The organism is Herbiconiux moechotypicola (assembly GCF_024979255.1).
Lineage (GTDB): Bacteria > Actinomycetota > Actinomycetes > Actinomycetales > Microbacteriaceae > Herbiconiux > Herbiconiux moechotypicola.
Genome location: NZ_JANLCN010000010.1, coordinates 55,864 through 75,328, shown reverse-complemented (window position 1 = coordinate 75,328; position 19,465 = coordinate 55,864). Strand labels below are relative to the sequence as shown.

The window sequence follows — 19,465 nt, the reverse complement described above, 5'->3', positions numbered from 1 at the left end:
CAGCAAACAACTAACGCTCTATGAATATATAACGGTCAGGTAACGGTGCGCTAGTTATCGAATCGTTATTTTTCTGGGAAATTCCTGTGTAACCCGTTCGGGGGCGTTCAGGTGGCTCAGAACAGGTCGGGCGACGGGGTGGAGGTGTGGCGCACCGAGACGTCGGCGTGCCGGTCGAAGCGGTAGCCGACGCCGCGCACCGTGCGCACGATGTCCTCGTAGTCGCCGAGCTTCGAGCGCAGGCGGCGAACGTGCACGTCGATGGTGCGCTCGTTCGGGGCCTCCTCGTCGCCGGAGCTCCAGAGGGCAGTGATGAGTTCCGCGCGCTCGATGGTGCGGCCCTCGCGCAGCACGAGATACTGCAGCAGCTCGAACTCCTTGTAGGTGAGGCCGGCGACCGTGTTGTCGAGCAGCACGCGCTTGCGCGAGAGGTCGACGACCACCCCGTCGCGGGCCCGGTCGTCTTCATCCGGCGTGTGGCGGTGCTTGGCCAGGGCGGCCGGATCTTGCAGGGCGAGGCGCACCACGTCGACGTCGCGGCCGCCGGCACCACGGGGGGCGAGAGCGACGGCGGCGTAGGTCTCTGAGGAGGGGGCGAGGCGGGCGGCGAGGGCGCGCAGCTCGGCCACGATCGCTCCGAGGTCGGTGCCGTCGGCGGTGGCCTTGTCCTCGTCGATGCCGACATAGAGCACGAAGCCTCGAGCTTCGGTGCCCTCGGGAACGGCGCGGATGCGGGGGGCCGGGTCGGCGGGGTGGGCTACCGGAGCCGCGGCAGGAGCCGGGGCGACTGCGGCGGCGGCGGCACCGTGCGCCAGGCGGGTGAGGTGGGTGGGGCGGGTTTCGAGAGGAGCGATCGACATGGAAGTAGTCCTTGCGGCAGCGGCTCGTGTTCGACGAACCGGAAATGTGTCTGTGTTCGGGACTCGGGTGTGAGTCCTCGGGGAGGGCACCGGATCACGGTGCCGGGAACGCAGCTTCTCGACGTGCCTTCAGCGGCGACGGAGACTGCGCTCGACGGGATTCGTCGTCAGCGACACATTCGACAACACATGACGACGCCGCCGGCCATCATCATGCCGGCATCCCCGAGGGCCTCAAAGGAGGTCAGGGCGTGCGCGTTGTCAGTCATGCCCAGTAGCTAACCGGATGCATACACCGGTTGTCAAGGCGCGAGATCGTTAACAAAGGTATAGATTCGTGCCCATGACTGCACTGCCGGGACCGATTCCGATCCAGGGGCGGGCCAGGTGGCAGGCCTTCGCGGTGTGCGTCGCCGTGGCCGCGCTCACCATCCTCGACCTGTCGAAGGTCAACGTCGGCCTGCCGTCGATCGAGGCCTCGCTCTCGGCCGACTCCAGCCAGTTGCAGTTGATCGTCGCAGGCTATGCCCTCGCCTTCGGTCTGGCTCTCGTGCCGTCGGGCAGGCTCGGCGACCTCTACTCCCGCAAGGTCATGTTCCTCATCGGCCTCTCGGCCTTCACGCTCACCAGCGCGCTGTGCGCCGTGGCGCCGAACATCGAGGTGCTGTTGCTCGCACGCATCCTGCAGGGTGTGGCGGCGGGCATCCAGATGCCCCAGGTGCTCGGGTTAGTGCAGCAGCTGTTCCAAGGTGAGGAGCGCGGCCGGGCGTTCGGGATGTTCGGGGCCACCATCGGCGTCGCCACCGCGTTCGGCCCGACCCTCGGCGGCCTCCTCATCGCGATCGGCGGTGCGGCCGACGGGTGGCGGCTGCTGTTCTGGATGAACGTGCCGCTCGGCGTCATCGCCTTCCTCTTCGCGATCCGGCTGCTGCCGCGCACCCAGACCCATCAGGCCGGGGTGCGCACGCTCGACCTGGTGGGCATCGTGCTGCTCGGCGCATCCGTCTTCACCTTCATGCTGCCGTTCGTACTCACCACCGGAGGTCCTGATGACAGCCCGTGGCGCTGGCTCTTCCTGGCGGCGTGCGCCGTGTTCGTGGTGCTCTTCATCGCGTGGGAGCGGCGCTACGAGAGGGCGGGTAAGTCGCCCGCCATCCGCTTCGCCCTGTTCTCGATCGGCTCGTACCGCAATGGTCTGCTGCTCGCGGCGGCGAACTTCGCCGCCGTGCCGTCGATCTTCCTGCTCACGACCCTCTTCTTGCAGCAGGGCCTCGGCTTCGCGCCGGTGTTCGCCGGGATGGTGAGCATCTCGTTCGCGCTGACCTCGGCTGTCACGGCGCTCATCGGCGGCCGGCTCGTCGGCCGCTACGGCCGGCGCCTGGTGGTGCTCGGGCTGGTGGTGTCGATCACGGGGTTCGTGCTCGTGCTGCTGGCCGCGGTGCTGCCGCCGGCCGAGTGGTCGATCTGGCTGATGGCGGCGGCCATGGCCGTGGCGGGGGCGGGCGGCGGCTTCGTGGTGTCGCCGAACCAGACCCTCACGCTCGCCGAGATCCCCGTGACCGAGGGTGGCGTCGCGGGGTCGATGGCCCAGGTGGGTCAGCGCGTCGGAACCGCGGTCGGGGTCGCGGCGGCGACGTCGATCTTCTTCTCGACGCTCTATCGCGAGGGACCGGGGAACGCCGACAACGTGGCCGTCTACCACGACGGCTTCAGGAACTCGCTCTTCGTGCCGCTCGCGCTGCTGGGGCTCGCCCTCGTGGTGGGGCTCCTCGACCTGCGGCGACGCCGACGCGTCGCCGACGCGGCAGAGGTTGCGGGCCCGGCGACACCGGCGGGCGCGCCCGATCAGACGGTGCCGTAGAGGCGGTCTCCGGCGTCGCCGAGCCCGGGCACGATGTAGCCCTTCTCGTTGAGGCGCTCGTCGAGCGCACCGAGCACGAGGGTGACGTTCTTGCCCTCGGTGGCCTTCTCGATCGCGGCGACTCCCTCCGGTGCGCCGAGCAGGCAGATCGCGGTCACATCCTGGGCCCCCCGGCGGAACAGGAAGTCGATCGCGGCGCTCAGCGAGCCACCCGTGGCGAGCATGGGGTCGAGCACGAAGCACTGCCGGTCGGAGAGGTCGTCGGGCAGGCGCTCGGCGTAGGTCGACGGTTCGAGGGTCTCCTCGTTGCGCACCATGCCCAAGAAGCCCACCTCGGCGCTCGGAACGAGTTTCACCATGCCCTCGAGCATGCCGAGACCCGCGCGGAGGATCGGCACGACGAGGGGGCGCGGTTCGGCGATGGCGACGCCCTTCGTCTCGGCGACCGGGGTCTGCACGGTGACGGGCACCACGGTCACGTTGCGGGTGGCCTCGTAGGCGAGCAGTGTGACGAGCTCCTCGGCGAGGGCGCGGAAGGTGGGCGACGGGGTGTTCACGTCGCGCAGGACGGTCAGCTTGTGGGTGATGAGCGGGTGGTCGGCAACGTGGACTCGCATAGGGTCAATCTACTGGGCCTCGCACGAGGCCGACACGGTGAGTGACCGGGGAGGAGCAGTCGCGTGGCAGATGACGGTGCGGGCGCGCTGCCCCCCGCGGAGGTGCAGGCCGAGTGGATGCGCGTGGCGCGCGACGAGGCGGAGCTCGCCCTGGCCTCGGGCGACGTTCCCGTCGGGGCTCTCGTGGTGGGGCCCGACGGGGCGGTGCTGGCTCGTGCCCACAACGAGCGCGAGGTGCGCGACGACCCGACGGCGCACGCCGAGGTGCTCGCCATCCGGGCGGCGGCGGAGGCGCTCGGCGATTGGCACCTCACCCGGGCGACGCTCGTCGTGACGCTCGAGCCGTGCGTCATGTGCGCCGGGGCGATCCTCGCCGCCCGCATCCCGCGCGTGGTGTTCGGGGCGTGGGACGAGAAGGCGGGAGCGGCGGGCTCGCTCTACGACGTGCTGCGCGACCGGCGGCTGAACCACCGGGTGGAGGTGATCGCGGGAGTCGATGAGGAGGCCTGCTCCCGCCAGCTCACCCGCTTCTTCAGAGAGCGCTGACCGCGTGCCGCGGCCTCAGCGGGGGAGGCGGGCGAGGTAGTCGGAGAGCAGGAGGCGGGAGGCGGTTTGCATGGCGGCGCCGTGACGAGCCCGCTCGTCGCGGAGGGCTTCGGCGTCGTAGCCGTGCTCTGCCACGAAGGCGGCGTCGCCCACGAGCCACTGCTCGTGCATCTCGTCGGTGAGCTCGGGGTGGAACTGCACCGCGAGCAGCCAGTCGCCGCTGCCGTACGCCTCGTGCCGGTACTCCGCCGACGACGCCAGCAGAGTGACCGAAGTGGGCAGGTCGAAGGTGTCGCCGTGCCACTGCGCCATCCTCGTGCCGGCGACGTGCCGCACGGGGGAGTCGAATCCCTCCGCCGTGGGGGTCACTTCGCGGTAGCCCACCTCGACGGTGTCGCCGCGGCGCACCTCTTCACCGAGCGCGGCCGCGATGATCTGGGCGCCGAAGCACACCCCCAGCGTCGGCCGACGTTCCGCCAGGCGCTGCTGCAGGTGAGCGATCTCGGGGGCGATGAACGGATACGACTCCGACTCATACACCCCGGCGGTCGAGCCCAGCACCACGAGCAGCTCGGCGTCTGCCGCGTCGGCGAGCGCCTCGGTGAACCCCGGGGTCCGCGCGTCGATCAGGTCGATCGTGTAACCGTGCTCCTCGAGCACCGGACCGAAGTTGCCGAGCGCGACCGTGGGGTCGTGCTGGACGACGACCGCACGGCGCCCCGTGGTCGGGGCCGTCGGGGTCAATCCGCGCTCATGATGACGATGGCGGAGGTGTTGGTCTCGAGGTCGACGACCGGCGCGACGACGGCGGGCTCGACGTAGACGGCGACGGCGCCGGGAGCGGCCACGCGCACCGCGGCTTCGACGTCGTCGATCACGAGCACGACATCTCGCAGCTCGGAGTCGGCCGCGAGCGCGATGCGTGCCCCGACCACGAGCTCGCCTGCACCCGTGTCGACCACGGTGAGGTCGATCAGCCGCTCGACCCTCTCCGTCGCCTCGATCGCGTCGCGGATCGCCGCGGTGGCGTCGTTCTCGCCGGGTGTGCTCACGGTGGTCATCTCCTTCGGGTGCCGTTCGGCGGTCGGGTGCCGATCAGCGTGGCCTGCCGCCAATCCTAGGATGGACGGATGAGCGCAGCTGAGAGAACCCTCCTCCCCTCCGTCGCGATCCTGGGCGCAGGCTCGATGGGCCGCGCCATCCTCGCCGGCATGCTCTCGCCCGCTGTCGAGGTGGACGGCGGCATCGTGGTGACCAACCGCAGCGCCGCGAAGGCGGCCGAATTCGACGATGAGCCCCGCGTCGAGGCCATCGCCACCGACGACGATCCCGAGGGCAACCGCCGTGCCGCGGCCGGTGCCGCCATCGTGCTCGTCGCGGTCAAGCCCGCCATGGTGCCCGCGCTCCTCGACGAGATCGCCGATGCGCTCCGTCCCGGCGCCGTCGTGGTGAGCGTCGCCGCCGGAGTGACCGTGGCCACCTTCGAGAAGCACCTGCCCGCCCACGTGGCCGTGCTGCGCTCCATGCCCAACACTCCGGCCGTGGTGGGCCGGGCGGTGACCGGTCTCTCGGCCGGCACCCGCTCGAGCGATGCCGACCTCGAACTGGTGCGTTCGCTCTTCGAGACGGTGGGAACGGTGGTGGAGGTGCCTGAATCACAACTGGATGCTCTCAGCACCATCTCCGGTTCGGGCCCCGCCTACGTGTATCTGTTGATAGAAGCCCTCACCGCCGCCGCTGTGGAGAAGGGATTCACTCCCGATCAGGCGGCGATTCTGGTGAACGAGACCTTCGCCGGCGCGACCGAGCTGCTCACCGCATCCGGAGCCACGCCCACCGCCCTGCGCATCCAGGTCACGAGCCCCAAGGGCACCACCGAACGCGCCCTCGCCGTGCTCGACGACGCCGACCTGCCCGCCCTCTTCACTCGCGCCACCGACGCCGCCCTCGCCCGCGCGAAGGAACTCGCCGCCAGCGCCTAGCCGGAACCGAAAACCGGAATCGGGGCCCCGACGGGCCTCAGTTGCCGAGCGTGGCGAAGGTCTCGATGTCGCTCGACTTGCCCGAGACGATGATGAGGTCGTGGTTCGACACCACGGTCGACTCCGTGGCGTAGGTGAACGGCTTGCCCGGGCTCTTCACACCCACCACCGTCACGTGGTACTTGGTGCGCACGCCCGACTCGGTGAGGTTGAGGCCGCGGATCGGCTTCGGCGGATACATCTTCACGAGGGCGAAGTCGTCGTCGAACTCGATGAAGTCGAGCATGCGGCCCGACACCAGGTGCGCCACCCGCTCGCCGGCCTCGGCCTCGGGGTAGATCACGTGGTTGGCGCCGATGCGCTCGAGAATCTTGCCGTGCGAGCGCGAGATGGCCTTCGCCCAGATCTGCGGCACCTTGAGGTCGACCAGGTTGGCGGTGATGAGCACCGACGCCTCGATCGACGAGCCGACCGCCACCACCGCGATCTGGAACTCCGAGGCACCGATCTGGCGGAGCGCCTCGACGTTCTTCGCGTCGGCCTGCACGGTGTGCGTCACCCGCTCCGACCACTTCTGCACGAGCCGCTCGTCTTCGTCGATGGCCAGCACCTCGCGGCCGAGCCGGTCGAGCTCGCCCGCGGTGGCGGCGCCGAAGCGGCCGAGGCCGATCACGAGCACCGGTGCGTCGTGTCTGATCCGGTCAACCAACGATGGGCCTCTCTTCCGGGCGCTTGTAGAGCTGCTGCCGTTGGCTCGCGGCGAGGGCCGCAGCCAAGGTCACAGTACCAACGCGGCCCATGAACATGGTGGCCGCCATCACGTACACCCCGGCATCGGGCAGCGACGCGGTGAGGCCGGTGGTGAGCCCCGAGGTCGCGAAGGCCGAGATCACGTCGAAGAGCACGTGGTCGAGCGGCGCCTTCGAGATCTGCAGGATGATGATGCTCGACACCGCGACGGTGGTCGCGCCCCAGAGCACCACCGAGACGCCGAGTCGCAGCACGTCGGAGGGGATGCGGCGGCCGAACGACTCCATGTCCTGCACGCCGCGCGCCTCGGCGAAGGCGGCTAGGAAGAGCACGGCCAGGGTGGTTACCTTGATGCCGCCCGCGGTCGAGGCCGATCCGCCGCCGATGAACATGAGCATGTCGGTGACGAGCAGGCTCGACCCGTTGAGGTCGGGGATGTCGATGGTCGAGAAGCCGCCCGATCGCGTCATCACCGAGAGGAAGAAGCTCTGGAAGACCGTGTCGGAGGCGCCCAGCGTGCCGAAGGTCTTCGGGTTGTCGAACTCCAGCACGATGTAGAGGGCCGCACCCGCCACGATGAGCAGCGCGCTGGTCACGAGTGTGAGCTTCACGTGCACCGACCAGCGCACCCGGTTGGCGATGGTGCGGCCCTTGGCCTTGCGCCGCGCCTTCCAGGCGCCGAGCGAGCGCGAGAGCGCGTAGATCACCGGGAAGCCGATGCTGCCGAGGAAGACGCCGATCATGAGGATGGTCAAGAAGAAGTAGTCGTCGGCGAACGGCGCCAGCCCGTCGGCGTTGGGTGCGAACCCGGTGTTGGTGAACGCCATGGCCGAGTAGTAGAAGCTGTGCCAGACGGCGGTGCCGACGTCGATGCCGTCGAGCAGCATCCGGGGGAAGAGCAGGGCGGCGAGCACCACCTCGATCACGAACGCACTGATCGCGACGGTGGCGAGCAGTGAGCCGATCTCACCCAGCCGCACCGCCTGGCCCTCGGCCACGGGGCCGTGGTGCATGCGCAGCGGGTTGGTGTCGCTGGCCGCGATGAGGCGGGCACGCAGCCCGAGCTTGCGCGACACCGCCAGGCCCAGGATGCTCGCCAGGGTGAGTACCCCGAGGGCACCGATCTGCACGCCCACGTAGATCAGCACGTGCCCGAACACCGACCAGTGGGTGGCCATGTCGACGGTGGCGAGCCCGGTGACGCAGATGACCGAGACAGCGGTGAAGAGGGAGTCGGCCAGCCCGGTGGCCTTGCCGTCGGCGCTCGCGATCGGCAGCGAGAACAGCGCGGTGAAGAGCAGGATGAGGCCGGCGAAGATGAGGATCGCGAAGCGCGAGGGCGAGCTCTCGGAGAACTCCGACAACCGCACCCGCGCGCGGCCGACGACGGTGCGGCCCCGGTTGAGCGGGTTGCGGCTCACGGCCGTGGTGCGGACGCTCATTCCTCATCCTCGCCTCGGCGGGGCCGTTCGCACCCCGGTGAACGGGAGCAATGCTACCGCTGGTGGCGCAGAACGGGGGCCTGCGCACTACCCTTGACGCATGGCCGACATCTTCTCAGTGATAGCTGATCCGACGCGACGCCAGCTCCTGTCGTTGCTGCTCGACCGTTACGTCTCCGCGGAGCCCGCGGGCGCATCCGGTGCGGGGGAGGGCGAGTACAGCGTCTCCGAGCTCGTGGGGCAGCTCGAGCTCAGCCAGCCGACCGTGTCGAAGCACCTCAAGGTGCTGCGGGATGCGGGGCTCGTCGTGGTGCGCGAGGAGGGGCAGCACCGCTTCTACCGCATCGACGTGTCGCCGCTGGAAGACGTGGAGGACTGGCTCATCCCGTTCCTCTCCGCCGACTTCGACACGGCCGAGGAGGACGAGCTCTGGGAGAACGCCTCCGACGCCGTGAAGTCGGCCGCGGCCGCGTTCGGGCAGAACGTCGGCCGGCGTGCGGCGCAGACCTCGCACGCGGTCAAGAGCGTGGCCGACGACCTGGTGTCGAAGCTGCGTCGCTGAGTGTTGTGTGTGAGGCTCGTGTGCCTCTATAGTTTCGGATATTCACATCCGTCACACCCACATCCTGCAACCACACATCACAGATTGGCGAGGCCATGGCTTCTGACCTGGACGACGTGCGCTTCCTGACCGTCGCGGAGGTCGCCGAGATGATGCGGGTGTCGAAGATGACGGTGTACCGCCTCGTGCACGCCGGTGAACTGCCCGCCATCCGCTTCGGCCGCTCCTTCCGGGTGCCCGAGTCGGCCGTCGCCTCCGCGGTGTCGAAGCACATCGCCGACTCGGCCTGACGGCAACTGCTACACTTCTGCGAGGCTCTTCAGCCTCTGGCCGCCGATCGGTGCGGTCTCTCCCCGAACGTGTGAGGTCCAAGTGGGTTCCGTTATCAAGAAGCGTCGCAAGCGCATGGCGAAGAAGAAGCACCGCAAGCTGCTTCGCAAGACCCGCCACCAGCGTCGCAACAAGAAGTAGCCGCGCCGCCACTTCTGCAACAGCGCGACAGCGCCGGGATGCGTCCCGGCGCTTTTCGCTGTGCCCGGGCGTGACGATGCGGGTGCGCCGGGCGAAGCGGGTGCGCCGGGCGAATAGGCTCAAGGGGTGCCGATCTCGCTCACCTTCATCGCGAAGCCGGGCTGCCACCTCTGCGACGACGCCCGTGAGGTCGTGGCCGCGGTGCTCGCCGAGCTGCCCCAGGTCGAGGTGGAGGTCACCGAGCTCTCGATCCTCGACGACCCGGCACTGCTCGACGAGTACGCCGAGGAGATCCCGGTCGTGAAGATCGACGGCGCCGTGCACACCATCTGGCGGGTCGAGCCGGCCCGTCTCCGAACCGCCCTGCTGGAGGCCGCCCCATGATCCGCCACGTCGTCGCCTGGAAGCTCTCGGCCACCGATCCCGCCCAGAAGGCGGCCGACGCCGCCGCCATCACGGCGCTGCTGTCGTCGCTGCCCCCGCTCATCCCGTCGATCGCATCGCTCACCGTGGGCCCGAACGTGGCCTACTTCGAGAAGAACTGGGACGTCGTGCTGGTCGCCGACTACGCCACCCTCGCCGACCTCGACGCCTACCAGCAGCATCCCGCCCACCTCGAGGTCGCCCCTCAGGTCGCCGCCCTCGTCTCCGACCGCGCCTCCGTCGACATCGAACTCTGACCCGACCGTCGCGGCGGCCCCGACTGCGCCCCTTCTCGCCATCGAGAAGTCGCGAACTGCCGCCAAATCACCGGAGAAGGGGCATTTTGCGACCTCCCGATTCCGTCGATTCGAGGGGTACCCCATCTGGCTCCAACGCTGTCATAAACTGAGCATGGCTTGGTTATGAACAAGGGGCGAGGCGCGTTGTGAACGTAGTGGTCTGGAACGCGTTCGCGATTGCGCCCGTCGTGATCGTGGTTGTCGCGCTGGCGGTGGGGGCGATCTTCTGGATGCGCCGTCGTGGATGACGCCGCAGCGGGCGCGGGCGGGGGCGGGGCCGCCGGGTTACGGGGTGAGGCGGGTGGGGCCGCGGAAGAGGTAGACCACCTCGCGGAGGTTGGTCTGGTGCAGCATGAGCATGAGCACGCGCGAGAGGCCCATGCCGAACCCGCCGTGCGGGGGCACGCCGTAGCGGAAGAAGTCGAGGTAGAACTCGAGCTCCTCGGGGTCGAGCCCCTTCTCGCGAGCCTGCTCGATGAGCACCTCCACGCGGTGCTCGCGCTGGGCGCCGGTCGAGATCTCGACACCGTTGTAGACGAGGTCGTAGCTGTTCGTGAGCGTCACGTCGTCGGCGTGACGCATGTGGTAGAACGGCCGGATGCTCGCGTGGTAGTCGGTGAGGAACACGAAGTCGTGCCCGAACGTCTCCTTGACGTAGGCGGCGATCTGGCGCTCGCCCTCCGGGTCCATGTCCGCGTCGTCGCGCGGCACGACGTAGCCGCGCGAGGCCACGATCTCCTTCGCCTCGGCGAGCGGGATGCGCGGGAACGGCGTGGTGGGCACCTCGATGTCGACGCCGAACAGCGCCTTGATCTCGTCGCCGTGCTTCTCCTTCACTGCGGTGAAGCCGGCCACCATGAGCTCTTCGTGCAGCTTCATCACGTCTTCGTGGGAGTCGATCCACGAGATCTCGGAGTCGACGCTGGTGAACTCGGTGGCGTGACGCGAGGTGAAGGACGGGTCGGCGCGGAACGCGGGGCCCACCTCGAACACCTTGCCGAAGCCGGCGGGCTGCGCCATCTGCTTGAAGAACTGCGGGCTCTGCGCGAGGTAGGCCTTGCCGTCGAAGTAGTCCACCTCGAACAGCTCGGCCCGCGACTCCGACGCCGAGGCCATGAGCTTGGGGGTGTGGATCTCGATGAAGTCGTGCTCCACCCAGTAGGTGCGCCAGGCGTGCTCGAGCGTGGTCTGCACCCGGAACACGAGGTTCTGCTCGGGCCGGCGCAGGTCGAGGAAGCGCCAGTCCATGCGCTTGTCGATGCCCGTCTCGTCGGAGATGGGGGTCTCAGGGATGGCGGCGGCCACCACCTCGAGCGTGGCGAGCTTCACCTCGATGCCGCCGAGCTTCACGCGCTCGTCGTGCTTGAGCTCACCCGTGACGGTGATGAACGAGCCCTGCGCGAGCCCGGAGATGCTCGCGGCGACGGCCTCGGTCTCCTCGGTGCGCGGGTTGACCAGCTGAACGGCACCCGACTCGTCGCGCAGCACGACGAACTGCACCTTCTTCTGATCGCGAACGGTCTCGACCCAGCCCGAGACCGTGACGGGTCCGTCTTCGAGGGCGGCGAGGTTCTTGACGAGGGTGCGGGAGCTCTGTGCTGTCACGGAGGACGAGTCTACAGGCCGAGCTCCCGGGCCAGCAGGCGCGGGCCAGGATGCGCGGGCCGGGGCGGGCGGGCCTCAGCGGGTGGGCTGGCGGCGGTAGCCGTCGGTGGCCACGGCCTTGACGGTGGCGGCGATGCCGGCGAGGGCGACGAGAGCGAATGCGGACAGCGTGATGAGGGTCATGAGTGTGCCTTTCTGTACTCCATTTGAGCAGCTACAACTTTTCAGCACAATCGCATAGTTCTACATATGAGCGTTAGGCCATCTTCATGATCGAGCGCTCTCGGCGAACGCTCGGCATGGCCGCTCGTAGACTGGTAGCCGTGCCCGCCCGCCAGATCCACCTCGTCCGCCACGGTGAAGTCTTCAACCCCGACGAGGTGCTCTACGGCCGCCTGCCGAACTTCGGTCTCTCCGAGCTCGGACACCGCTTCGCCAAGGCCGCGGCCGACGACCTGATCGCCCGCAAACGCCCCGTGGTGGCGCTCTACACCTCTCCGTTGCAGCGCGCCCGCGAGTCGGGCCAGCCCATCTCCCAGGGCTTCGAGCTGGCGCCGATGATCGAAGACCGCATCATCGAGCCCACCAACGCCTTCGAGGGGCGACGGATGCGCGGCCCCGGCGGCGCGCTCCGCGACCCGCGCATGTGGCGCTTTCTCTGGAACCCCTGGCGCCCCGCCTGGGGCGAGCCCTTCCGCTCCATCTCCACCCGCATGCTCGCGGCGATGAACGACGCCTACGATCGCGCCGACGACGGCGACGTGGTGATGGTGAGCCACCAGCTGCCCATCTGGATGGCCCACCGCACCATCGTGGGCGAGCGACTCCCGCACGACCCGCGCAAGCGCCGCTGCGCCCTCTCCAGCATCACGAGCTTCGAGCGCCGCGACGGCCGATTCGTGGAGGTCGGCTACACCGACCCCGCAGCGGCCCTCGCCGCCCGCGCCACCGACGTGGGTGCCGTGTGACCGGCGCGCGACGCGGTGCCGGTCACCGGATGCGCGTGGCCACGGCCGCGCTGGTCGCCGCGGCGACCCTGGTGGTCGCCGGGTGCTCCAACGACGACCTCGCCGAGCAGTACCGCGAGGGCAGCAACAAGGGCTACATCGCCGGCGACGGAACCGTGACCGAGATCGCGGTCGAGAACCGTGGCGACCCCATCGACTTCGAGGGCACCGACGAGAACGGCGAGCCGGTGTCGTCGGCCGACTACCGCGGCGAGGTGCTCGTGGTGAACTTCTGGTACGCCGGATGCGCCCCGTGCCGCTACGAGGCGCCTCTGCTCCAGGGGCTGAACGCCGAGTACACCGAGGAGGGCGGGGCGGCCTTCCTCGGCGTCAACGTGCGCGACCAGGCGCCGACGGCGGTGAGCTTCGCCGAGACCTACGGCGTCACCTATCCCTCGGTCGTCGACACCGACGGCGCGCTCCAGCTGGCGTTCTCGGGCGAGGTCAGCCCGAAGGCGGTGCCCACCACCCTGGTCATCGACCCCGAGGGCCGGGTGGCGGCCCGCATCGTGGGCCTCGTGAGCGAGGAGTCCATCCTCGACACCCTCATCAAGTCGAACCTCGGAACGAGCTGACGCCGTGGGAGGCAATCCGTTCGCCGAGGTGGTGCTGAGCGGCCAGCTGCTGCTCGCCATCCCGGTGGCGCTCCTGGCAGGCCTGGTGTCGTTCGCCTCACCCTGCGTGCTGCCGCTCGTGCCGGGCTATCTCGGCTACGTGGGCGGCTTCACGGCGGCCGACGCCGGCGCCGAGGAGCGCAAGGCCGGCCGCCGGCGCATGCTGCTCGGCATCTCCCTCTTCATCCTCGGCTTCTCGCTGGTGTTCCTGGCCTACTCCGCGGTGTTCGGCGCGCTCGGCACCTGGCTGATCGTCTGGCAGGACGCGATCACCCGCGTCATGGGTGGGGTCGTGATCGTGCTCGGCCTGGTGTTCATCGGTCAGTTCAGCTTCTTGCAGCGCACCATCAAGCCCAGTTGGCGGCCCGCGACCGGGCTGGCCGGCGCTCCCGTGCTGGGCATCGTGTTCGGCCTGGGCTGGACCCCGTGCATCGGCCCGACGCTCGGAGCGATCCAGGCGCTCAGCCTCACCAGCGGCTCGGCGTGGACGGGCGTGCTGCTCGGCTTCTTCTACTGCATCGGTCTCGGGGTGCCGTTCCTGCTGGTGGCACTCGGCTTCGACTGGGTGGCCGGCTCGGTGGCCTTCCTCAAGCGCCACATCCGGGCCATCAACATCATCGGCGGCGCCCTCCTGGTGGCCATCGGCGTACTCATGGTCACCGGGGTGTGGACGATCTTCCTCTACGAGATCCAGGCGGTGATCACCGGTTTTGTCACGCCCATCTGATCACGCCGACGCCCCGCTCGAGGAGCGCACCGACGACGTCACCCTTCCCCGGCTCGGGCCGGTCGGCTGGCTGCGCTGGATGTGGCGCCAGCTCACGAGCATGCGCACGGCGCTGTTCCTGCTGCTGCTGCTCGCGCTCGCGGCGGTGCCCGGCTCGCTCGTGCCGCAGCGCGCGGCCGACCCCAACGGCGTCACCCAGTACTTCGTCGACAACCCCGACCTCGCCCCGGTGCTCGACACCTTCCAGGTGTTCGACGTGTACACCTCGGTGTGGTTCTCGTCGATCTACCTGCTGCTGTTCGTCTCGCTCATCGGCTGCATCATCCCGCGCACCAAGCACCACTTCGAGGCGCTGCGGGCGAAGCCCCCGCGCACACCGGCCCGGCTCGCGCGCCTCGCGGGCTACACCACCCGTGAGCTCGAGGGCGGTGAGGATGCGGCGACGCCCACCTCCGTCGTCGATGCCGCGCGGGCGCAGCTGAAGCGCCTGCGCTACCGCACCGTGGTGTTCACGGGCGTCGACCGCAAGACCGGTCTCGACGTGGTGTCGGTGTCGGCCGAGCGTGGCTACCTGCGCGAGACCGGCAACCTGGTGTTCCACTCGGCGCTCGTCGGCATCCTGGTGACCGTCGGCATCGGCGGCGGCTTCGGCTACCAGGGTCAGCGCGTGGTGGTGGAGGGGCAGACCTTCGTGAACACCCTGTTGGCCTACGACTCCTTCAACCCGGGCCGCTTCTTCAGTGACAGCCAGCTCGAGCCGTACTCGCTCACCCTCGACGACTTCACCGCCTCGTACGAGACGCAGTCCCTGCAGGCGTTCGGTCAGCCGCTCGACTACACCGCCACGGTGACCACGTCGAACGGCTCGGGTGAGAGCTCCCAGCACGAGATCAAGGTGAACGATCCGCTCAAGATCGGTGGCACCGACGTCTACCTGCTCGGCAACGGCTACGCCCCCACCATCACGGTGCGCGACCCCGACGGCACGGTGGTGTTCACCGACTCGGTGCCCTTCCTGCCCCAGGACTCCAACCTCACCTCGCTCGGTGTGGTGAAGATCCCGGACGGCCTCGCCGAGCAGGTGGGCATGATCGCGTTCTTCTATCCCACCCAGGAGCAGGGGTCCACGGGGGCCTACTTCTCCACCTACCCCGACCTGCAGTACCCGGTCATGACCCTCAACGTCTACGACGGAGACCTGGGGCTCGACGGCGGGGTGCCGGAGTCGGTCTACACGCTCAACACCGACACCATGACGCAGCTCACGGGCGGTGACACCGGGGTCGACTCCCTCGAGCTCATGCCCGGCGACACGGTCGAGCTGCCGAACGGGCTGGGCACGGTGACCTTCGACGACGTGAAGCGCTTCGCCTCGTTCGACATCCACCACGACGCCACCCAGGGCTGGGTGCTCGCGTTCTCGCTGCTCGTGCTCGGCGGGCTGCTCACCTCGCTCTTCGTGCCGCGCCGCCGGCTCTGGGTGAAGGCCACCGGGCGTGCCGACGGCACCGTGCTCGTGGAGTACGCGGGACTCGCCCGGGGAGACGACCCGAGACTCGACGAGGCCGTGGCCTCGTTCGCCCAGAAGCACTCCGAGGCCTTCCCGCCCGCAGCAGCCCGTGACCCCTCCGACAGCAAGGCTTAGGCTCTACTCGTGACGCAAACCCTCGACGAGATCTCGATCATCCTCATCTACTCGGCCATGGCCGTGTACGCTCTGGCGTTCATCGCGTTCACGCTCGATCTGGCCCGGCGGTCGTCGACGGTGAAGAAGGCCGTCGCGGCGGTTCCGGCACAGACGGCGTCGGAGGAGGCACCCCTCGCCGAGGTGGCCGCCGTGGGAGCGGCGGCATCGGGCGGGGCACCCCGCAAGGGCCGTGCCGCAGCGGGCGCCGCCGGCGACGGGTCGGCCGAGGGGTCGCTCGTCTCGCTCGACGGCATCGACGCCGCGGGCCGCCGCTCGCTGGCGCTGCGCCTGGGTGTGGCGTTCACGGTGCTGGGCTTCGTCATCCAGCTCGCCGGCGTCGTGCTGCGTGGCATCGCCGCCTCGCGGGTGCCGTGGGCCAACATGTACGAGTTCTCCATCACGGGCACGCTGCTCATCGTCGCGGTGTTCCTCGTGGTGCTGGTGCGCGAAGACCTGCGCTTCCTCGGTGCCTTCGTCACGGGCCTCGTGCTGGTGCTGCTCGGCGTCTCGACCGTGAACTACTACGTGAGCGTGGTGCCGCTGCCGCCGGCCCTGCAGTCGGCCTGGCTCGTCATCCACGTGCTCGTGGCCATCCTGGGCACGGCCTTCTTCGCGCTCGGTGGCGCGCTGTCCGTCATCCAGCTGCTGCAGACCCGCGGCGACGGCCTGGGCCGGCTCGCCACGAAGCTCAAGCTGCGGTTCCTGCGCACCCTTCCCGACGCCGAGACGCTCGAGCGCCTGGCCTACCGGGTGAACATCGTCGGGTTCGTGTTCTGGACCTTCACGCTCATCGCGGGCGCCATCTGGGCCGAGCGCGCCTGGGGTCGCTACTGGGGGTGGGACACCAAGGAGGTGTGGACCTTCATCATCTGGGTGATCTACGCCGGCTACATCCACGCCCGTGCCACCCGGGGCTGGCGCGGTTCGCGCTCGGCCTGGCTCGCGATCATCGGCTTCGCGGCCGTGCTGTTCAACTTCGGCGTGGTGAACGTGTTCTTCAAGGGCCTCCACGCCTACTCCGGCCTGTGAGCGCGGGCCCTGTGAGCGCGGAGGGCTGGCTCGGGCGCTGGATCGAGCCGGTTCCGGTTCCCGAGGGCAGCCGGCGCCCGCAGCGTCTGCGTGTGCCGTTCGTGCTGCCCGACGGCGACGGCGACGGCGACAGCCCGACCATCGTGTCGGCCCGTGCCCGCGTGGCGGCGCGGGGCGACGTGGCGCTGTTCATCAACGACCGGCGGCTGGATGCGGAGGGGCCGTCGACGGGTCCCGCCGGCGAGCCGATCGCGCGCGAGTACGACGCGATCTCCACGCTGGTGGCCGGCGAGAACGTGGTCGGGCTGATCCTCGGCGAGAGCTGGGGCGCGACGACGCCGGTACCGGGGGTGCGGCCGTTCCCCGGCGAGACGCCTCCTCTCGCGGTGCTGTTCGACCTCGTGGTGGAGCTCTCCGACGGCTCGGAGGTCGTGGTGGTCTCCGACGAGTCGTTCCGCTGCACCACGGGCGCCATCATCTACTCCGAGCCGGGCAGGGGCGAGCGGCAGGAGCACGCGCTGCGCGACGCCGGGTGGAAGGAGGCGGGCTTCGATGACGCCCGCTGGACACCGCCCCGCATCGCCGCCGATCAGAGCCTCGACGCGATCGTGCGGCCCGACGAGGCCGAGACGCAGGAGGCCGTGCGGGTCGTGGGCGAGAGCGCGGCGCGCACCCAGCAGTCGTGGGGGCCGGGCGGGCAGGTGCTGGTCGACTTCGGTCGTCGCCTGGTGGGCCGCCTGCGAGTGCGCTTCACCCTGCCCGCCGGGAGCGAGGTGACGCTGGAGCACCTGCCCGCGCATCCGGAGGAGGGTGAGCCGACCGTCATCGGCACCGACGTGTTCGTGTCGGCCGGCACCGTCGACGAGGTGTTCGAGCCGGGTTACGCGCTGCACGACTTCCGCTACGTGCGCGTGACGGGTCTGCCCGCTCCCGACGCGGCTGCGTTCTCGGTGCTCGAGCTCTCGGTGCCCGCCGGCGCCTGACCGCCCGATTCCGCCGGCCGGAACGGTCTGGACGACCGTCATGATTCAGAAATGTTACGGTCGCGTTTAAACGTCTTACGCATCCCTGACGACCGTCGCAGATCGGTTAAGGTCAGATCGGCGCGACATCCGAGACCGCGCGGAAGGTGGTGTCGTGAGCGAGATCCTCGACGACATGGACTCCCGGCCCGGGAGCACCACGTCGCTGCTGCGCACGGTTCTCGGCCTCTATCTGCGGCAGCTCGGCGGCTGGATCGCCGTGGCCGACCTGCTCGAGCTGATGGAGGCGCTCGATGTGCCGGCGCCCCGCACCCGCACGGCGCTGGTGCGGGTGAAGAAAAAGTCGCTCGTGGTGCCTGAGACGCGCGACAAGGTGGCCGGCTACTCGCTCGTGCCCGAGGCGGCGACCATGCTCGCCCGCGGCGACCGGCGCATCTACCACCCCCGCAACATGGGCCCGGAGAGCCGCTGGTGTGTGGTGTCGTTCTCGATCCCCGAGGAGAACCGGCACCTCAGGCACCAGCTGCGCCGGCGCCTGCACTGGATCGGTTGCGGCACCGTGTCGCCCGCGCTCTGGATCTGCCCGGCCTACCTCGCGGGCGAGGTGGAGGAGATCCTCGACGACCTCGAGCTGCGGGAGCACTCGACCGTGTTCATCGCGGAGCGACCGCGCGTGGCCGGAGATCTGCGTCAGGCGATCGAGGGCTGGTGGGACCTCGACGAGATCCGCGGTCACCACGAGGCCTTCCTCGAGCAGCACGCGGCCGACGGCCTCGTGCCCACCGACCCGCCGGTGTCGGCCAGGGAGGCGTTCGCCATCTACATCCGCAGCGTCGACACCTGGCGCATCATCCCCTACATCGACCCCGGCCTGCCCGCGGGGCTTCTGCCCGACGACTGGCCCGGCGACGCGAGCAACGCGCTGCTGCTCGAGCTGCGCGAGCGGTTCAGCGGGCCGGCCACCGACTTCGTGTCGGAAGTGACCGGCACGGCCATCGCCGACCCGGCCCTCGGCGCGTCGCCCGCACTGACCGTCACCGACTGAGAGCGAGACCATGTCCGACACCACCCTCCTCGGCCGCCGCTTCCTGCTGCTGGACGGCTGGCAGCACCGCCGCGAGCCCCTGCACTGGCAGGGCTGGCTCGCCGAGCGGCTGGTGGAACGCGGCGCCGAGGTCGACTACCTCACCCTCCCGGACCCCGAGAACCCGCGGTTCGCCGACTGGTCGGCGGTGGTGGGCCGCGCGCTCGTGCGCGACGGCGGCCCCAAGGGTCTCACGGTGATCGCCCACGGCCTCAGCGTGCTGCTCTGGCTCCGGATGTGCGGCGAGGCGACGTCTCCGCTGGCCGAGCGGGTGGTGCTGGTCGCGCCGCCCGCATCCGGTCTGCACGGCGGCGACGTGTCGGCCCCGCTCGGTGCCGAGGTGACACCGGATGCGGTGGCCGCGGCCGCGCTCCGGCCCACGCTCCTCGTCTGGTCGGCCGACGACCCCTACCTTTCGGAGGGCTCGGGTGGTGCCGATGCGCTCTACGGCGTGCCGCTCGGACTCGAGTCGGTCGAGGTTCCGGGAGGGGCGCACCTGAACGCGGCTTCGGGGTTCGGCCCCTGGCCGGAGATGCTCGAGTGGTGCGTGACGGGTGGCTGGCCGGCGGCCCGCTCGCTCGACGGCGACCTCGCCCGGCTCTACGCGCCGGCGGGGCACCGGCTGGGGATCGTCGTCGCGGGTGACCTGCCCGCCTCCGTGCTGGCCTCGGTCGACACCTCGCTCGAGGCCAAGGGTCTCGCGCCCGAGCGTCGCCGTGCGCGACTGCAACCGCGGGTGGGCGAGGAGAGGCTGCGCGACACCGACGTGGCGGAGTTCGGCACGCTGTACGGCCATGAGTACTCGGTGGCGGTGCTCGCCACTACGCTCACCGAGAACCAGGATGGGCGCTCGCGCGTCGAGTCGGCCTACGTGGCGGCGGGCTGTCCCGTGATCTGGGTCTGAGTGGGCGGTTCA

General features: G+C 69.7%; 23 protein-coding genes. 16 read left to right on the top strand and 7 right to left on the bottom strand.

Features of this window, described 5'->3' with window-relative positions:
- Window positions 1-116: 116 nt before the first annotated feature.
- Window positions 117-860, bottom strand: coding sequence for a winged helix-turn-helix domain-containing protein (locus N1031_RS15425; protein ID WP_259480611.1), 744 nt, complete (start codon window positions 858-860; stop codon window positions 117-119).
- 343 nt (window positions 861-1,203) lie between these two features.
- On the opposite strand from N1031_RS15425, the gene N1031_RS15420 reads away from it, so the two are divergent.
- The gene (locus N1031_RS15420) at window positions 1,204-2,721 is read left to right on the top strand and encodes an MFS transporter (protein ID WP_259480610.1); all 1,518 of its coding nucleotides are present in this window, start codon (window positions 1,204-1,206) and stop codon (window positions 2,719-2,721) included.
- Here N1031_RS15420 and upp read toward each other — a convergent pair.
- Window positions 2,706-3,338, bottom strand: coding sequence for a uracil phosphoribosyltransferase (gene upp / locus N1031_RS15415; protein WP_259480609.1), 633 nt, complete (start codon window positions 3,336-3,338; stop codon window positions 2,706-2,708). The two genes, N1031_RS15420 and upp, sit on opposite strands and share 16 nt — an antisense overlap.
- Window positions 3,339-3,455: 117 nt before the next feature.
- Between upp and tadA the strand changes: the two genes are divergently transcribed.
- On the top strand, window positions 3,456-3,884 hold the full coding sequence (gene tadA, locus N1031_RS15410) for a tRNA adenosine(34) deaminase TadA (RefSeq protein ID WP_259480720.1): 429 nt from the start codon (window positions 3,456-3,458) through the stop codon (window positions 3,882-3,884).
- A gap of 15 nt (window positions 3,885-3,899) precedes the next feature.
- Here tadA and N1031_RS15405 read toward each other — a convergent pair whose 3' ends face one another.
- Window positions 3,900-4,628: a glutamine amidotransferase-related protein gene (locus N1031_RS15405; RefSeq protein ID WP_259480608.1), complete on the bottom strand. Its 729-nt coding sequence runs from the start codon at window positions 4,626-4,628 to the stop codon at window positions 3,900-3,902.
- On the bottom strand, window positions 4,625-4,936 hold the full coding sequence (locus N1031_RS15400; protein WP_259480607.1) for a hypothetical protein: 312 nt from the start codon (window positions 4,934-4,936) through the stop codon (window positions 4,625-4,627). Before N1031_RS15400 ends, N1031_RS15405 begins: the two co-directional genes overlap by 4 nt.
- A gap of 78 nt (window positions 4,937-5,014) precedes the next feature.
- On the opposite strand from N1031_RS15400, the gene proC reads away from it, so the two are divergent.
- The gene (proC, locus tag N1031_RS15395; protein ID WP_259480606.1) at window positions 5,015-5,866 is read left to right on the top strand and encodes a pyrroline-5-carboxylate reductase; all 852 of its coding nucleotides are present in this window, start codon (window positions 5,015-5,017) and stop codon (window positions 5,864-5,866) included.
- A gap of 37 nt (window positions 5,867-5,903) precedes the next feature.
- On the opposite strand, the gene N1031_RS15390 is transcribed toward proC, so the two are convergent.
- Both N1031_RS15390 and N1031_RS15385 read right to left on the bottom strand, forming a co-directional pair.
- Window positions 5,904-6,575 carry a potassium channel family protein gene (locus N1031_RS15390; RefSeq protein WP_259480605.1) on the bottom strand — a complete coding sequence of 224 codons (672 nt, stop codon included), beginning with the start codon at window positions 6,573-6,575 and terminating at the stop codon, window positions 5,904-5,906.
- Window positions 6,568-8,058 carry a TrkH family potassium uptake protein gene (locus N1031_RS15385; protein ID WP_259480604.1) on the bottom strand — a complete coding sequence of 497 codons (1,491 nt, stop codon included), beginning with the start codon at window positions 8,056-8,058 and terminating at the stop codon, window positions 6,568-6,570. The genes N1031_RS15390 and N1031_RS15385 overlap by 8 nt, the downstream gene beginning before the upstream one ends.
- A 100-nt stretch (window positions 8,059-8,158) precedes the next feature.
- On the opposite strand from N1031_RS15385, the gene N1031_RS15380 reads away from it, so the two are divergent.
- The 5 genes from N1031_RS15380 (at window position 8,159) to N1031_RS15360 (ending at window position 9,771) form a co-directional block, all read left to right on the top strand.
- Window positions 8,159-8,620, top strand: a complete 462-nt coding sequence (locus N1031_RS15380) for an ArsR/SmtB family transcription factor (RefSeq protein ID WP_259480602.1) — start codon at window positions 8,159-8,161, stop codon at window positions 8,618-8,620.
- 95 nt (window positions 8,621-8,715) lie between these two features.
- Window positions 8,716-8,910, top strand: coding sequence for a helix-turn-helix domain-containing protein (locus N1031_RS15375; RefSeq protein ID WP_259480598.1), 195 nt, complete (start codon window positions 8,716-8,718; stop codon window positions 8,908-8,910).
- 82 nt (window positions 8,911-8,992) lie between these two features.
- Window positions 8,993-9,091 (top strand): 30S ribosomal protein bS22, encoded by a 99-nt coding sequence (locus tag N1031_RS15370; protein ID WP_003792170.1) that lies wholly within the window; start codon window positions 8,993-8,995, stop codon window positions 9,089-9,091.
- A gap of 126 nt (window positions 9,092-9,217) precedes the next feature.
- On the top strand, window positions 9,218-9,475 hold the full coding sequence (locus N1031_RS15365) for a glutaredoxin family protein (protein ID WP_259480597.1): 258 nt from the start codon (window positions 9,218-9,220) through the stop codon (window positions 9,473-9,475).
- A complete protein-coding gene (locus N1031_RS15360; protein ID WP_259480596.1) occupies window positions 9,472-9,771 on the top strand; it encodes a Dabb family protein in 300 nt (99 codons plus the stop codon). The genes N1031_RS15365 and N1031_RS15360 overlap by 4 nt, the downstream gene beginning before the upstream one ends.
- Window positions 9,772-10,098: 327 nt before the next feature.
- On the opposite strand, the gene aspS is transcribed toward N1031_RS15360, so the two are convergent.
- Window positions 10,099-11,418 carry an aspartate--tRNA(Asn) ligase gene (gene aspS / locus N1031_RS15355; protein ID WP_259480595.1) on the bottom strand — a complete coding sequence of 440 codons (1,320 nt, stop codon included), beginning with the start codon at window positions 11,416-11,418 and terminating at the stop codon, window positions 10,099-10,101.
- Between the two features lie 323 nt (window positions 11,419-11,741).
- Here aspS and N1031_RS15350 point away from each other — a divergent pair, with 323 nt between their 5' ends.
- The 8 genes from N1031_RS15350 to N1031_RS15315 all read left to right on the top strand — a co-directional run bounded on the left by N1031_RS15350 (window position 11,742) and on the right by N1031_RS15315 (window position 19,453).
- Window positions 11,742-12,386: a histidine phosphatase family protein gene (locus tag N1031_RS15350; protein WP_259480594.1), complete on the top strand. Its 645-nt coding sequence runs from the start codon at window positions 11,742-11,744 to the stop codon at window positions 12,384-12,386.
- Entirely contained in the window at window positions 12,383-13,000 is a 618-nt protein-coding gene (locus tag N1031_RS15345) for a TlpA family protein disulfide reductase (RefSeq protein WP_310795705.1), read from the top strand. The genes N1031_RS15350 and N1031_RS15345 overlap by 4 nt, the downstream gene beginning before the upstream one ends.
- Before the next feature lie 4 nt (window positions 13,001-13,004).
- Window positions 13,005-13,766 carry a cytochrome c biogenesis CcdA family protein gene (locus N1031_RS15340; RefSeq protein WP_259480593.1) on the top strand — a complete coding sequence of 254 codons (762 nt, stop codon included), beginning with the start codon at window positions 13,005-13,007 and terminating at the stop codon, window positions 13,764-13,766.
- Window positions 13,750-15,411, top strand: a complete 1,662-nt coding sequence (resB, locus tag N1031_RS15335; RefSeq protein ID WP_259480592.1) for a cytochrome c biogenesis protein ResB — start codon at window positions 13,750-13,752, stop codon at window positions 15,409-15,411. The genes N1031_RS15340 and resB overlap by 17 nt, the downstream gene beginning before the upstream one ends.
- Before the next feature lie 9 nt (window positions 15,412-15,420).
- Window positions 15,421-16,482 carry a c-type cytochrome biogenesis protein CcsB gene (ccsB, locus tag N1031_RS15330; protein ID WP_259480591.1) on the top strand — a complete coding sequence of 354 codons (1,062 nt, stop codon included), beginning with the start codon at window positions 15,421-15,423 and terminating at the stop codon, window positions 16,480-16,482.
- Window positions 16,479-17,465 (top strand): family 78 glycoside hydrolase catalytic domain, encoded by a 987-nt coding sequence (locus tag N1031_RS15325; protein WP_259480590.1) that lies wholly within the window; start codon window positions 16,479-16,481, stop codon window positions 17,463-17,465. The genes ccsB and N1031_RS15325 overlap by 4 nt, the downstream gene beginning before the upstream one ends.
- Before the next feature lie 154 nt (window positions 17,466-17,619).
- On the top strand, window positions 17,620-18,510 hold the full coding sequence (locus N1031_RS15320) for a PaaX family transcriptional regulator (protein ID WP_259480589.1): 891 nt from the start codon (window positions 17,620-17,622) through the stop codon (window positions 18,508-18,510).
- Between the two features lie 10 nt (window positions 18,511-18,520).
- Window positions 18,521-19,453, top strand: a complete 933-nt coding sequence (locus N1031_RS15315) for an RBBP9/YdeN family alpha/beta hydrolase (protein ID WP_259480588.1) — start codon at window positions 18,521-18,523, stop codon at window positions 19,451-19,453.
- The last annotated feature ends 12 nt before the right edge of the window (window positions 19,454-19,465 follow it).